This window comes from Pseudomonas sp. S3E12 (assembly GCF_001702295.1).
GTDB lineage: Bacteria > Pseudomonadota > Gammaproteobacteria > Pseudomonadales > Pseudomonadaceae > Aquipseudomonas > Aquipseudomonas marginalis.
The window spans coordinates 740,982-754,464 of the sequence record NZ_MBDT01000032.1; the positions used below are offsets into that span (position 1 = coordinate 740,982).

Below are 13,483 nucleotides of genomic sequence, written 5' to 3' on the forward strand. Positions count from 1 at the left end.
GTGGAGTCATCGATGATGCGCAATCCAATCAATCATGCTGTCCGCTTGACCCTGCTGGCCGTCGCACTCCTTGGTGCGGCCGGCGCCCATGCAGCAACGACGGTGACACCCGGCGTACTCAAGGTCGGCATGGAAATCACCTATCCGCCCTTCGAGTCATACGACGAACATAAAAACGTCGTCGGTTCCGACCCCGAGCTGGCGCACCTGCTCGCCAAGCACCTGGACCTCAAGGCCGACTTCGTTGACACCAAGTTTTCCAACCTGATCCTCAGCCTGAACGCCGGCCACTACGACGCGATCATCTCCGGCATGTACATCACGCCCCAGCGGCAGACGCAAGCGCAAACCATCCCGTACGCCAAGACCGGCGCAGCGATCATGGTGCTGAAGGACAGCCCGCTGAAACCGAAAGTACCGGAAGACCTCTGCGGCCTGAAAGTCGGCCTGGAAAAAGGCACCACGTGGGTGACGCAGTTCAACACGCTCTCGACCGACTACTGCACCCCGAATAACAAGGGCGCGATTATGGTCAGCGAGTTCCCGTCCGCACCGGAGGTAACCCAGGCGCTGCTCTCCGGCAATGTGCAGGCTCAGGTGGAGATCGACGGCGCCGCCGGCATGATCGCAGAACGCACCAAGGGCCGCGTCGTGGTGAGCACCGAGCACTCGATCTACCAGCAAACGCTGGGTATTTACGTCAAGAAAGGCAACGACGCGCTCTATCAGGCACTGCTCAAGGCCTTTGAGGCGAGCAAGGCCTCCGGTGAATACACCGCCCTGTTGAAGAAATACAACCTCGAAGAACCGACTAACTGACCCGGTGCAGCCCTGTGGGAGCGCAGCCGCTCCCACAGTCGGCGGCTTTCGCTTGACTGCCCGGCCCAGGTAAAGCCTGTGTCGACGCCAGCAGTTGGAGAGACACATGCAATTTGAATGGCCTTACTTTTTTTCTCTGTTTTCGCTCTCGGACTTCTGGAAAGCCTGCATTACGGTGGTGGAGCTCAGCACGCTGGCCTGGTTCATCGGCATGCTGCTGGGCTTCCTGCTGGCTTCGGCCAAGCTTTCGGCCGCGCGTTGGATCAGCGTGCCGGCGTCGATTTATATCTGGTTCTTTCGCAGCGTGCCGCTGCTGGTACTGGTGGTGTTCGTCTATAACCTGCCGCAGATGTTCCCGGTCACCCGTGGCGTCCTGTCCAACCCGTTCTATTCCGGCCTGTTGGCCCTGGTGGTCACCGAAGCGGCCTATATGGCGGAAATCCACCGTGGTGGCTTGATATCCGTGGCCAAAGGTCAAAAAGAGGCCGGCCGCGCGCTGGGCATCGGCCTGATCGGTTTGCAGCGCCTGATCGTGATCCCCCAGGCGTTCCGCATTTCCCTGCCGACGCTGATCAACGAATACATCACCGTGGTGAAACTGACCTCACTGGTCTCGGTGATTTCCTTGACCGAACTGTTGACCGTGGGCCAGCGCCTTTACGCGCAAAACTTCCTGGTGATGGAAACCCTGTCGGCTGTGGCGGTGTATTACGTGCTGATCGTGACCGTGCTCGGCTGGCTGTTTCATTGGCTGGAACAACACCTGGAACTCAACAACCGCACACCCCGGACGCTGGATGACACCAGCATGGGGCGCCTACGCTCCTCACAACCCGCCCCTCCTTCGGCAAGCGCTCGGAAAGCCTCCGGGCCTGGCTCGGCACCCGCCCTGCAACTGGTCGACATTCACAAGCGCTACGGCCAGCACGCTGTGCTCAAGGGCATCAACCTTGATGTAAATGTGGGTCAGGTGATTTCCATCATCGGCCCATCGGGCTCGGGGAAAACCTCGCTGATTCGCACCGTCAACGCCCTGGAAAGCATCGACCAGGGCGAGATCATTCTGTTCGGCGAAAGCTATATCCACGCCGGTGACAACACCAACACGCAACAAGTACGCCGTGGGGTACAGCACATCGGCATGGTGTTCCAGGGCTTCAACCTGTTTCCCCATCGCACCATTCTCGACAACGTCACCCTCGCGCCGCGCTATCACGGCCGCGACAAGCTCATCAGCGAGCAGCGCGCCTACGCCCTGCTGGACAAGGTCGGACTGCTGGCTCACGCGCACAAGTATCCGCATCAGTTGTCTGGGGGGCAGCAACAACGCGTGGCAATCGCCCGCGCATTGGCCATGGATCCACATATCATGCTGTTTGATGAGCCGACGTCAGCCCTTGACCCGGAACTGGTAGGCGACGTGCTCAAGGTCATCGGCGACCTGGCCAAAGAAGGCATGACCATGCTGATCGTGACCCACGAGATGGACTTCGCCCTGTCCATTTCCGACCGGGTGATTTTCATGGAGGACGGCCTGGTTGCGCTGGATGCGGCGCCTGGGATGATTCGTGCCGATCAGTGCGGCGAGAGAATCAAGGTGTTCATGCGGGTTTGAACCCGGCGTGAGTGGCGCCTGAAATTCGAAACGCAAGCGTCGCTGATCAGCGCCACTCAACGTACCCTCAGCGCCTGGCCTTGAGCCGGACACTGGCAAAGGTCGACTCCCCTCGCGCCTGCTCCAGGGCACTCATTGGCATCGGAACCGGTACGGCGCGAATCATCGGCCTCAACATGCCGGCTCGCTCGCCCGCCGTCACCAGGCGCTCGTCGCTGGGCGGCACGCCAAAGTACTCGCGGTAGCATTTGGAGAAATGCGGCGTGGACACAAACCCGCAGAGCAAGGCCAGCTCCACGATGGAAATGGGGGTTTGCTTGAGCAACTGACGCGCGCGGATCAGCCGCAACCGCAGGTAGTAGCGCGAGGGCGAACAGTGCAGGTACTTCTGGAACATGCGCTCAAGCTGCCGGCGTGACAGGGCCACATACTCGGCCAATTCATCCAGGTCGATCGGTTCTTCCAGGTTGGCCTCCATCAGCGCGACGATTTCCTGCAGCTTCGGTTGCTGGGTGCCGAGCATATGCTTGAGCGGCACGCGCTGATGATCCTGCTCGTTGCGCATGCGCTCGTACACGAACATGTCCGAAATCGCCGCCGACAACTCATGCCCATGCTCACGCCCGATCAGGTGCAGCATCATGTCCATGGGCGCGGTGCCGCCCGAGCTGGTCAGGCGATCGCGGTCGAGGGTGAACACGCTGGCGCTGAGGCTCACCCGTGGAAAGGCTTCCTGCATGGCCGCCAGCCACTCCCAATGCACGCTGCATTCAAACCCGTCGAGCAGCCCCGCACGGGCCAATACCCAACTTCCGGTACAAATACCACCCAGGCGCTTGGAATAACGCGCCTGGGTCCGCAGCCACTTCATCAGTTCGTCGCTCAGGGTATGTTGAATACCCGTGCCGCCGCACACCACGACGATATCCGCAGAGGGCGCAGCGGCTATGGAACAGTCCGGCGTGATGGGCATGCCGTCGCTGGCCCACACAGGATGACCGTCGACACTGGCGGTGTGCCAACGATAAAGCTCCTGGCCTGCCAGTTGGTTGGCCATGCGCAGCGGCTCTACCGCCGACGCCAACGAGATCAGGGTGAACTGATCCAGCAGCACGAATACCAAACAGGTGACCGGCCGGGGGTTCATGGGCGCGAAGCCAGGGGGATCGATTTTTGGGTGCGGTCCGGCTGCCGCGCCGTGATCACGCCGACCAGGGAAATCAGCAAGGCCAGGCCGATGGTCGACGACACCTCGAAGCGGTGCTCAGGCGTCAGCAGCATCACCGCCAATGCGCAACAGATGAAGACGATAACCACCCAGGTCAGCCAGGGAAACAGCCACATCTTGAACGTCAGGGTGACATTGCGGCGTTGCAGGACCTTGCGCATGCGCAGTTGCGACACGGCGATCACCAGGTACACCAGCAAGGCGATGGCACCCGAGCTGGCCAGCAGAAACTGGAACAATCCGGCGGGCATGAAGTAACTGAGCAAGGTCACGCCAGCCCCGAGGATCGTGCTGGCGATCACGGCGGCCCTCGGCACACTCGCGGCGGAGGTCTTTTTCATCAGCGTGGGCGCATCCCCGCGCTTGCCCAGGGAGTACAGCATGCGTGAAGCAATGTAGATGGACGAGTTCATGCAGCTCGCCACGGCAATCAACACCACCACGTCCACCAGTAACTTGGCGTGGGGAATGTTCATCAGCTCCAGGGCGCGCTGATAAGAACCTACCGACGCCAACAGCGGGTCATTCCACGGCACCACGGAAATCACCACGAAGATCGACAACACATAGAACACGCCGATGCGCCACATCACCGAGCGCGTGGCCCGGGCGATATTCTGCGCCGGGTTATTGGACTCGGCAGCCGCGATGGTGACGGCTTCCGTGCCGATAAAGCTGAACATGATGGTGATGAATGCCCCGACCACCGCCGACAGGCCGTTAGGCGCGAAACCGCCGTGCTCTTCCATCAGGCGACTCAAGCCACTGGCCTCCCGCTCGGGAATCCAGCCCATCAGCACCGCGCCTCCCAGGCCGATAAAGCCGATGATCGCCACCACCTTGGCCATGGCAAACCAGAACTCGAATTCACCGTACTTGGAGACGCTGAACAAATTGGTAACCACCAACAAAAAGATCGACAACAAGGCGAACAGCCAGGCGTCGATCTGCGGGAACCACTGGTTGAGGATATGCCCGGCCGCCAGGGCTTCGATGGGAATCACCAGCACCCAGAACCACCAGTACAGCCAGCCGATCGTAAACCCGGCCCAGCGGCCGATGGCCTGGTCGGCGTAGGTCGAGAATGAGCCGGTGTCGGGGTTGGCCACCGCCATCTCCCCCAGCATGCGCATGACCAGCACCACCAACAGGCCGGAAAACAGATACGCCAGCATCACCGCTGGGCCTGCCGCCGCAATGGCGTGCCCGGAGCCGACAAACAACCCCGCGCCGATAATGCCTGCAATGGAGAGCATGGTGACATGACGCGGCTTGAAGCCCTGCGCCAGCTGGCCGTTGGAATCCTTGGAAATCAGGCTATTCATCGTTGTTTTTTATTCTCTGTGATCGACGTTAAGACGTACTGACTGGAAGGTCAGGCGATCATCATTTCTTAATGACGGGTCACAGTACGCGGCCTGCGCGCCGCAAAAATAGCCTCATAGCGGCACGCCGGTGCCTGATATCGACATTGGCGGGCAGCCGCCGCTCATTGCCTCGGCGGGTCAAGGTTCGCCAGAAAGCCTGCAATCAGCGCGTTGAACACCGCGCCCTGATCGTCGTGCACATAGTGGCTCGCGTCGGCGACCTCCACCGTCCGCACATGGGGGTTGCTGGCCCTCATCGCCTGCAGCGTCGCCGGCGGCAGGAAGTCCGAGCGACCACCGCGAATGAACAGGCTGGGGCAATCCAGCGCGCGCACCGCTGGCCACAGGTCCGTCGGCTCGATACTCAGGCGGGCCTGGGCAATCCCCTGCTGATCATGGCGCCAGCCAATCACACCGTCGCGCTCCTGCATCGAATGCGCCAGCCTCGACGCCAGGCCCTGCTCCGACAACCCTGGGCGCGAAGCCCTCCAGAACGCGCGGGCCGCGTCCCAATTGTCGAACTGCAACGGCGTCTGGCCCATCTCGCGGCGGATACGTGCGGCGCCATCGCCCTGGGTTGAAGAGCCGGGGCCGATGTCCTCGATCAGCAACCCCAGCAAGCGTCCCGGATGTTGCCGCGCATACTCGAGGGCGTTGGCGCCGCCCAATGAATGCCCGAGCAGGACAAAGCGCTGCAGGCCGACATGGGCGATCAGATCCTCAAGGTCCTCGACATAGGATTGGGTGTGATACGTGGAGGGCTCGGCCCAGTCGCTCAACCCACGACCACGCTGGTCGAGGGCATAGATGCAGTAGCCCTCCCCCAGGGCTTGCACCAGCGACTCCCAGGTCTGGGCATAGGCGCGCAGGCCGTGCAACAGCACCAGGGGCACGCCACTCGATGCGCCCCAGCGCAAATAGTGCAGGCGCAGGCCCGAACGGTTGGTGAAGAAACAGCTGTCTGCAGGCATGGGCTTGCTCCTTTAGAAACGGTCGAAGCGATAAGGGCTTGGGTCAATGATCGGCGCATGCCCACTGACCAGGTCCGCGGCGAGATGACCCGCCGCCGGCGATGTACCGAAGCCGTGCCCCGAGAAACCGGTGGCCACGGTCAGCCCCGGAATCTGCGCGACCGGGCCGATGACCGGGTTGGAATCGGGTGTCACGTCGATAGTGCCGGCCCAGGCCTGGGCGATCCGTGCCTGTTCAAACACCGGCCAGGCCGCCATCAGGTTGTTCATCGCGTCGTTATTGAGCTGCGGGTTGGCCGCGGGATCCTGCACCCTGACGCGCTCGAACGGGCTGACGCTGTCGGCGCGCCAACGCCGCGCCAGGGCCAGGTCATTGATGAACGGCTTGCCCAGCGACACGTTCAGCACACTGCGTTGCGCACGGAACTGCGGCATGTATTGCTTGGCGAGCAGCAGATGGTCGAGGGTCAGGAACGCATCCAACTTGCCCCGTTGGGTAATGATGAAACCGCCGTCCTGGTGCTTGCGAAACGAAAAGTCCGGCGCGCCGACCGCGATCTGCGTCGGCCCCTCCATGGGGTGGGTACGCAGCACCGAGCAGGTCAGGGGCAAGGTCGGCAACGCCACACCGAGGTTGCCCAGAAAGCGCCTCGACCACATGCCCCCCGCCAGCAGCACATGATCACAACGGATTTCGCCCTTTTCCGTGACCACACCGCTGACCGCGCCGCCCGACATCTGCAGCGTACGCACCGCGCACTGCTCGATGATCACCACGCCTCTGTCCATGGCGGCCCTGGCAATCGCGCTGCTGGCCAGCGTCGGTTCGGCACGCGCATCGGAAGGGGTAAAGATGCCGCCGGCCCAGTCACCCGTGCCGCCTGGCACCAGCGCGTCGATCTCACGCTTGCTGAGCAGGCGTGAATCCAGCGACAAATGCTCCACCGACGTGAGCCAGCCCTCGTGCATTGCCATTTGCGCCGGGGTGCGCCCGACAAACATGATGCCTTCCTGGCGATACCCCACATCCGCCCCTACCCGCTCGGGCATCTGCGCCCACAAGCGGTCGGCGGCCAGGGCCAGCGGGATGTCGGCCGCGTGGCGGCTGGTCTTGCGCACCCAGCCCAGGTTGCGGGACGACTGTTCGGCGGCGATCCGGCCTTTTTCCAGGACCACCACGGCGATATTGCGCTCAGCCAAGGTCAGCGCAGCCGTGAGGCCGATGATCCCGCCGCCAATGATGACGACGGCGGTCGCGCTGGGAAACACGGTGGAGGTTGTCACGGGCGCTATTGTCGGTGCCATGGTCAGGACTCGGTAAACGAATAAGGGCGGCCAGGCCTGTGCATGGCCGCGTGACGATTATTGCGACAGGCGAATGAGATCGACCTGCGCCTTCGACGCGTTGCGATACGCCGTCACTTCCAGCTCTACCTTGTAGACCGTCGAGCCCAGTGGCGGGCAGGTCACGGTGCTGGCCGGGTCGACGCCGCGAAACTTCTCGCCGATCAGGCCCATCACCGCCGGCACGTCCTTGGGGTCCTGGATGAACACCCGCGAACACACCACGTCGGCCAGGCTCGAATCGACAGCCTTGAGGGCCGATTCGATGTTGGCGAACACCTGGTGCGCCTGTTCCAGGACATCCTCCGGGATCAGCTTGGTCTGGGGGTTACGGCCGGCGGTGTTGGACACGTAGATCCAGTTGTCCACGCACACCAGGCGCGAATAACTGGCCTGGTCTTCGAACGGTGAACCGGTCTTGAGCTTGGTGATTTTTGTCATGTCGAATGCCTCGTCAAAGTGAATGAAGCTACGGCTCAGCGCAGCTCCGGGGTTTCCCACAGGTTCAAGGTCACGCCGATGCCGTGCTTGACGGCGTTGCGGTACACCACCGTGCCCCAGGCCACGTCTTCGACGGGCATGCCGCCCACCGACATGATGATGATTTCCTCATCGTTCCTGCGGCCAGGCGCGGCCCCGGCGATGATCTTGCCGATGTCTTCGACGTCATCGAGCTGCATCTTGCCTTCGGCAATCATGTCCATGAAGCGCACGCCAATGACCGGCACGTTGTGATGCGCAGGCTTGGGCAATTCCTCGAACCAGGCCTGGTACAGACCGGTGTTGTCGAGCACCTTGCGTACGTCGGGCTGCTCCATTCCCGCGTCGAGGGAGCAAGACGCCGGCATCGCGAGGAAAGCGCCTGGCTTGACCCACTCACGCCGCACAATTGGGTAGATCGAGGGGTCGCCCGTGGCACCGGAGCTACAATAAGTAACAAGGTCCGAGTCGCGGACCACCGCTTCGAGGGTGTCGACCACCTCTATCGTGGTGATCTGCGGATACGTCTGTTCCACCCACGCAATAAAGTTGTCGAGGCTCTGCTGGCCACGGCCCTTGAGCTTCAGGGTGTCGATATGCGGGCACACCGCGATGAAGGCCGCCAGGGTGGTCTTGCCCATCACGCCCGGGCCAAGCAGGCCGACGACTTTCGAGTCCTTGCGCGCCAGGTGGCGTGCGCCCACGCCGGGGATCGCACCGGTGCGGTACGCCGACAGCAGGTTGGCCGACATATGGGCCAACGGCGCGCCGGTGTCGGGGTCGTTCAGGGTGAACATCAGGATCGAACGCGGCAGGCCTTTTTCGCGGTTGGCTATATTGGAGCCGTACCATTTCACCCCGGCGGTGCAGAAACTGCCGCCCAGGTAGGCCGGCATGGCCATCATGCGCCGATCCGCCGTGGGCTTGGGCATGTTCGGGAACGGCGAATCCTGCGGGAAAATCACCATCGCGCCATGGGAATCATTGTTCGGGCCGGCCATGCGGTAGTCACCGGCATACAGCAGGCCGAACATTTCCTCCATGGTGTTCACGCAGGCCAGCATGTCGGTCACACCCGCGCGGATCATGTCCTGCTCGGAGAGGTAGATAAAATCGATTTTTGTAGTTGCAGACATAGTCATTCTCGGGCTGAAGGTGATATCGCTGCGGTAGGCGCAGCTCCACGCTGTCGAGATCGAGTATCGGGCGGGGGATGGCGGCGGTATTGTAAATTTCGGACATGCCGCTCAGTCGGGCATGACGATAGTTGGCGCGATTAATGCGTTAATTTTTCCCTGGCGCTGCCTGCCCAAGGAGCAACCATGATCAAACCGAGTGTGCCGACTCCCCGGCTCCACACCGCGAACGAACAACCCTGGTTCGTGCTCAACTCTTCACGCTATTCAGTGATGCCGTCCGCGCACCCGGCGATCTCGCATTTCTATGCCTTCGATGTGGCGCAATCGACCAACCTGCTGGCCGTGCCGGATGGCTGCGTGGATATCCTGTTCGACTGTGATGCGACGCGACCGACTGCGCGCATCTGCGGCACCCCGCTGGTGGCCCAGGCGGTCGAACTGCACCAGCACCACCACTATTTCGGCGTGCGCTTTTCGCCAGGTGTGATCCCCGGCTTCGTCAATGTACTGGCCGAAGAGTTGACCGAGCGGGAGCTCGATCTGCTGGAAGTCTCCGAGTTCGCCCAACGCCTCTTCGAAAGCATCGTCCAGGCCCCGTTGCTGGGCGACCAGATGCGGCTGTTCAACGACTACCTGACCCCGCGCCTGATGGGCAAGACGTCGCGACTCACCGCCATGATCATCCAGCAGGCGCTGCACCATCGCGGCGATATCCGCATCCAGCAACTCGAAGACCTCAGCGGCTACACCAGCCGAACCCTGCACCGCCAGTTCAACCAGGACACCGGCATGTCACCCAAGGCGTTTTGCCGGATCATCCGCTGCCAGGCGGCCCTGGACACCCTCAATACCCAGCACGATGTATCGTTTTCGCAGTTGGCCCTCGACCTGGGGTTTTCCGACCAATCCCACTTCCTGCGCGACTTCAAGAAACTGGTCAGCACCACCCCCTGCGACTACCAGCGCACCATGACGCAAAACGCCTACACCGACAGGATCAGCTACGCCTGATCACGCTGTTTGCGAATAAACCCGCGTCTCCATCGTTTCTCCATAAAACCTCCCATGAAAGCGCATGCTCGTGGTGCACAGTAGCCTTCGTCGCCCCATGGTAATTCGCCATACTGCGATGACCGAACAGCACGACCGAGCCGACCATGACTGAATCACACCCTGTATCGACACCGACGGACCTCGCGTCCCCACGCCAGGCGTTGGTACTGATCGCCGAAGACGAGCCGGAAATCGCCGACATCCTCGCGGCCTATCTCAAGCGCAGCGGCTTCCAGACCGCCCATGCCCTGGATGGGCGCCGTGCCCTTGAACTGCATCAATCCCTCAAGCCCGACCTGGTGCTGCTGGACGTGCTGATGCCGAAGCTGGATGGCTGGATGGTCCTGGCCGAGATCCGCCACCGGGGCACCACACCGGTGATCATGCTGACCGCCCAGGACCAGGACATGGACAAACTCATGGGCCTGCGCATCGGTGCCGACGACTACATCGTCAAGCCGTTCAACCCCGCCGAGGTCGTCGCCAGGACCCAGGCGGTGCTGCGTCGCTCCCTCGATCATGGCTACGGCGCCCACCAGCGCGTGCTGCGGGTGAATGCCTTTGAAATCGACATCGACAGCCATGAAGTCAGCGTGCAGGTCGGTGCCCACACGCACAGGCTCAACCTGACGGTGACCGAGTTCAGATTGTTGGCGCAACTGGCCAAGGCCCCCAAGCGCGTATTCAGTCGCGCCGAGTTGCTGGCCCTGTGTTCGCCCGAGAGCGACAGCCTGGAGCGCACCGTCGACAGCCATATCAGCAAGTTGCGGCGCAAAATCGAAGACCTCGGCCTCCAGGGCGTACCGGCCAGCATCCGTGGGGTCGGCTACCGGTTCGGGAGCCAGCCATGAAGACCGCCAACAGTTTGAGCCGGCAGATCATCGTGTCGATGTCCGCCGTGGTGCTCTGCGTGATTGCCCTGGCCGTGGTCGGCTCCTACGTGTTTTACGCGTTGCTCTGGACGTTCTGGCCGCCGTCGGATCTGGACGTGGACGAATGGCTGCCCACCGGCATGGAGTGGGCCTGGATGGCGCTGATCACCTGCATCAGCCTGGCGGTGGGCGCCGTGGTGGCGATCAAACTGTCCCGGCGCATTCTGATGCCCTTGAACTCGGTCGCGGCCAGCCTTCGCCGCCTCGCCGATGGTGACCTCGATGCCCGGGCGACGGCGTCCGACCGCTCACTGGCAGAGGCCACCTTGCTGGTGGATGACTTCAACAGCATGGCCCAACGCTTGAAACGCATGGCGCAAGAGCAGTCGTTCTGGAACGCCGCGATTGCACATGAACTGCGCACCCCGCTGACCATCCTGCGCGGCCGCCTGCAAGGGTTGGCGGAAGGCGTGTTCACCCCGGACCAGGCGCAGTTCTACAGCCTGCTGAGCCAGGTCGAAGGCCTGACGCGCCTGATCGAGGACCTGCGGGTCGTGGGCCTGGCGGACAACGGCTACCTCGAAGTGCAGATCCAGAGTGCCGACCTGGCCGAGGAGATCAAGGCCGACGCCTGCCTGTTCGAACCGGGCCTGCAGGCCTGCGGGTTCGTGCTGCACCTGGACCTGCTCGAACGGCCTGTGCAGTGTGATCCGGCGCGGATTCGCCAAGCCTTGCTGGCCATGCTCGACAACCTGAAACGCCATGCAACCCCCGGCAACGTCACGGTGCGCCTGGGCAACCAGGATGGCCTGAATACCTTGAGTGTCGCGGACGAAGGCCCGGGGATCGCAGAAGCGTTTGCAACGCACATCTTTGAGCCGTTCCAGCGCGGCGAAAGCTCGCGCTCCCGCGCCCAGGGCGGCAGCGGCCTGGGGCTCGCCGTCGTACGCGCGATTGCCCTGTCCCATGGAGGTCGCGCGACCTGCCGGAACCTCGACAACGGCGGCACCTTATTCGAGCTGAGCTGGCCCGACCAGTTGGTCGCCATCTAACCCCAACCGCCCCCAGGTGAAGGCATGCGCCTCTGTATTTTCAGGGTCAATCGGTACCGCCACTTTGCCTTGCTCGACGCACAAGGACGTTGCATTGCTTTCAAGAGCTGCGAAGGGATTCCACAGAACGGCGAATGGGTGCAAGTCAACGAAGTCAACCTGGCCTGGTTGAATCGCGCGCTGCCTGCGCGCGCCATGACCAGGCCACACACCCGCCTCTTGTAGTCAGCCTGGAATTGCCTGTATGCCTTTCAACTATCGTGACCGAAACGTGATTGACGTGGCGCTGCTTGAAGACTCGGTACGGCTCTATGGCGCCAAGCTCAAGCGGTTGCAGCGCTTCTGGATTCCCCTGCAGAAACAGGCGCCACGCCTGGTGTTGTCACTATGGGTCCTTGGGGTTGTCGCATCGCTGTTCAGCCAGTCCTACTACCACTGGTTATTTACCGCGCCGGCGATTTGCCTGCTGATCACCCTGGAAATCGTGATCGAAGAAGTGCAGATCGACTTGTTACTGATGACCGAGGAAACGCGCTATCTGCTCGACATCACCCGCGGTCTTTATACCGGGACCCTGAGTTCCCGCCCCCCTACTTTGCGTAAACCAGGTGGCCCATGCCCTCCGTCACACCTCCACTACTGATCGAGCAGAGCCGCAAAATCGGTCAACAATCCGCCAGCCAGACACTCAAGGCGATCGCCAAGGCCTACCCCGGCAAATTGTCCGGCACCCTGTCGCTGGTGGCGCTGGAAAACGCGCTGCTGCTGGCCTACCCGTTGTTTGCGGGGTTTGCCGTCGACGCGATTATCCGTGGCGACACCGGCAATGCCCTGCTCTACGCCGCCGTGGTCCTCGGCTTCTGGGTGGTGGGCGCCGCCCGACGGGCCCTGGACACCCGCACCTTTACGCGTATCTACGCCGACCTTGCCGTGCCGGTGATTCTTAACCAGCGCCTGCAACGTCACAGCACTTCAACGTCCGCCGCGCGGGTGGTGCTGGCACGGGAGTTCGTCGATTTCTTCGAAAAACACGTGCCCACCATTGCGACGGCGCTGGTCTCGATCATCGGCGCGGCGGCCATGTTGCTGGTAATCGAACCCTGGGTCGGCCTGGCGTGCCTGGTGGCACTGGGCCTGTGCCTGGTGGTGGTGCCTGGCTTTGCACGGCGCAACCAGCGCTTGCATGAGCGGCTGAACAACCGCCTGGAAAAGGAAATCAGCCTGGTGGAAAAGGTCGGCGCCCCCACGCTGCGCCGCCACTATCAGGTGCTGTCGCGGCTGCGTATCGGGCTGTCGGACCGTGAGGCGGTTGCCTTCCTCACCATCGGCATCCTTGCGGCCCTGCTGTTCGTGGTCGCCATCAGCCAGTTGGCGCTGGCGCCCGCGGTGAAGGCCGGCCATATCTATGCGGTGATGACGTACCTGTGGACGTTCGTCAGTTGCCTGGATGAAGCCCCCAGCGTGGTCGACCAATTGGCCCGGCTCAAGGACATCGGCAAACGCGTGGACCCGGGACTGGATGACACGCCAGCCTGACCCCTCG

General features: G+C 62.3%; 14 protein-coding genes. 8 read left to right on the plus strand and 6 right to left on the minus strand.

What is annotated here, in order from left to right; translation table 11 throughout:
- Nucleotides 1-15: 15 nt before the first annotated feature.
- On the plus strand, nt 16-819 hold the full coding sequence (locus BB029_RS27640) for an ABC transporter substrate-binding protein (protein WP_027606662.1): 804 nt from the start codon (nt 16-18) through the stop codon (nt 817-819).
- 106 nt (nt 820-925) lie between these two features.
- A complete protein-coding gene (locus BB029_RS27645; RefSeq protein ID WP_065941628.1) occupies nt 926-2,434 on the plus strand; it encodes an amino acid ABC transporter permease/ATP-binding protein in 1,509 nt (502 codons plus the stop codon).
- 67 nt (nt 2,435-2,501) lie between these two features.
- Here the strand turns inward: BB029_RS27645 and BB029_RS27650 are convergent, their stop codons facing one another.
- The 6 genes from BB029_RS27650 to BB029_RS27675 form a co-directional block, all read right to left on the minus strand.
- Nucleotides 2,502-3,581, minus strand: coding sequence for a GlxA family transcriptional regulator (locus BB029_RS27650; RefSeq protein ID WP_065941629.1), 1,080 nt, complete (start codon nt 3,579-3,581; stop codon nt 2,502-2,504).
- Entirely contained in the window at nt 3,578-4,987 is a 1,410-nt protein-coding gene (gene gabP / locus BB029_RS27655; protein WP_065941630.1) for a GABA permease, read from the minus strand. The genes BB029_RS27650 and gabP overlap by 4 nt, the downstream gene beginning before the upstream one ends.
- A gap of 164 nt (nt 4,988-5,151) precedes the next feature.
- Nucleotides 5,152-6,000 carry an alpha/beta fold hydrolase gene (locus BB029_RS27660; protein ID WP_065941631.1) on the minus strand — a complete coding sequence of 283 codons (849 nt, stop codon included), beginning with the start codon at nt 5,998-6,000 and terminating at the stop codon, nt 5,152-5,154.
- Between the two features lie 12 nt (nt 6,001-6,012).
- Nucleotides 6,013-7,305, minus strand: a complete 1,293-nt coding sequence (locus BB029_RS27665; protein ID WP_065941632.1) for an FAD-binding oxidoreductase — start codon at nt 7,303-7,305, stop codon at nt 6,013-6,015.
- A gap of 57 nt (nt 7,306-7,362) precedes the next feature.
- Nucleotides 7,363-7,785: a RidA family protein gene (locus tag BB029_RS27670; protein ID WP_027606668.1), complete on the minus strand. Its 423-nt coding sequence runs from the start codon at nt 7,783-7,785 to the stop codon at nt 7,363-7,365.
- A 35-nt stretch (nt 7,786-7,820) separates the two neighbouring features.
- Nucleotides 7,821-8,960: a tyramine oxidase subunit B gene (locus BB029_RS27675; protein WP_065941633.1), complete on the minus strand. Its 1,140-nt coding sequence runs from the start codon at nt 8,958-8,960 to the stop codon at nt 7,821-7,823.
- Between the two features lie 186 nt (nt 8,961-9,146).
- Here BB029_RS27675 and BB029_RS27680 point away from each other — a divergent pair, with 186 nt between their 5' ends.
- From BB029_RS27680 to BB029_RS27705, 6 genes are all read left to right on the plus strand, one after another.
- Nucleotides 9,147-9,974 carry an AraC family transcriptional regulator gene (locus BB029_RS27680; RefSeq protein ID WP_065941634.1) on the plus strand — a complete coding sequence of 276 codons (828 nt, stop codon included), beginning with the start codon at nt 9,147-9,149 and terminating at the stop codon, nt 9,972-9,974.
- Nucleotides 9,975-10,120: 146 nt separating this feature from the next.
- Entirely contained in the window at nt 10,121-10,867 is a 747-nt protein-coding gene (locus BB029_RS27685; protein WP_065941635.1) for a response regulator, read from the plus strand.
- Nucleotides 10,864-11,940 carry an ATP-binding protein gene (locus tag BB029_RS27690; RefSeq protein ID WP_065927442.1) on the plus strand — a complete coding sequence of 359 codons (1,077 nt, stop codon included), beginning with the start codon at nt 10,864-10,866 and terminating at the stop codon, nt 11,938-11,940. The genes BB029_RS27685 and BB029_RS27690 overlap by 4 nt, the downstream gene beginning before the upstream one ends.
- 24 nt (nt 11,941-11,964) lie before the next feature.
- On the plus strand, nt 11,965-12,165 hold the full coding sequence (locus BB029_RS27695) for a hypothetical protein (RefSeq protein WP_065941636.1): 201 nt from the start codon (nt 11,965-11,967) through the stop codon (nt 12,163-12,165).
- Between the two features lie 19 nt (nt 12,166-12,184).
- Nucleotides 12,185-12,583 carry a hypothetical protein gene (locus tag BB029_RS27700; protein WP_065941637.1) on the plus strand — a complete coding sequence of 133 codons (399 nt, stop codon included), beginning with the start codon at nt 12,185-12,187 and terminating at the stop codon, nt 12,581-12,583.
- Nucleotides 12,556-13,476: an ABC transporter six-transmembrane domain-containing protein gene (locus BB029_RS27705; protein WP_065941638.1), complete on the plus strand. Its 921-nt coding sequence runs from the start codon at nt 12,556-12,558 to the stop codon at nt 13,474-13,476. Before BB029_RS27700 ends, BB029_RS27705 begins: the two co-directional genes overlap by 28 nt.
- Nucleotides 13,477-13,483: the final 7 nt, after the last annotated feature.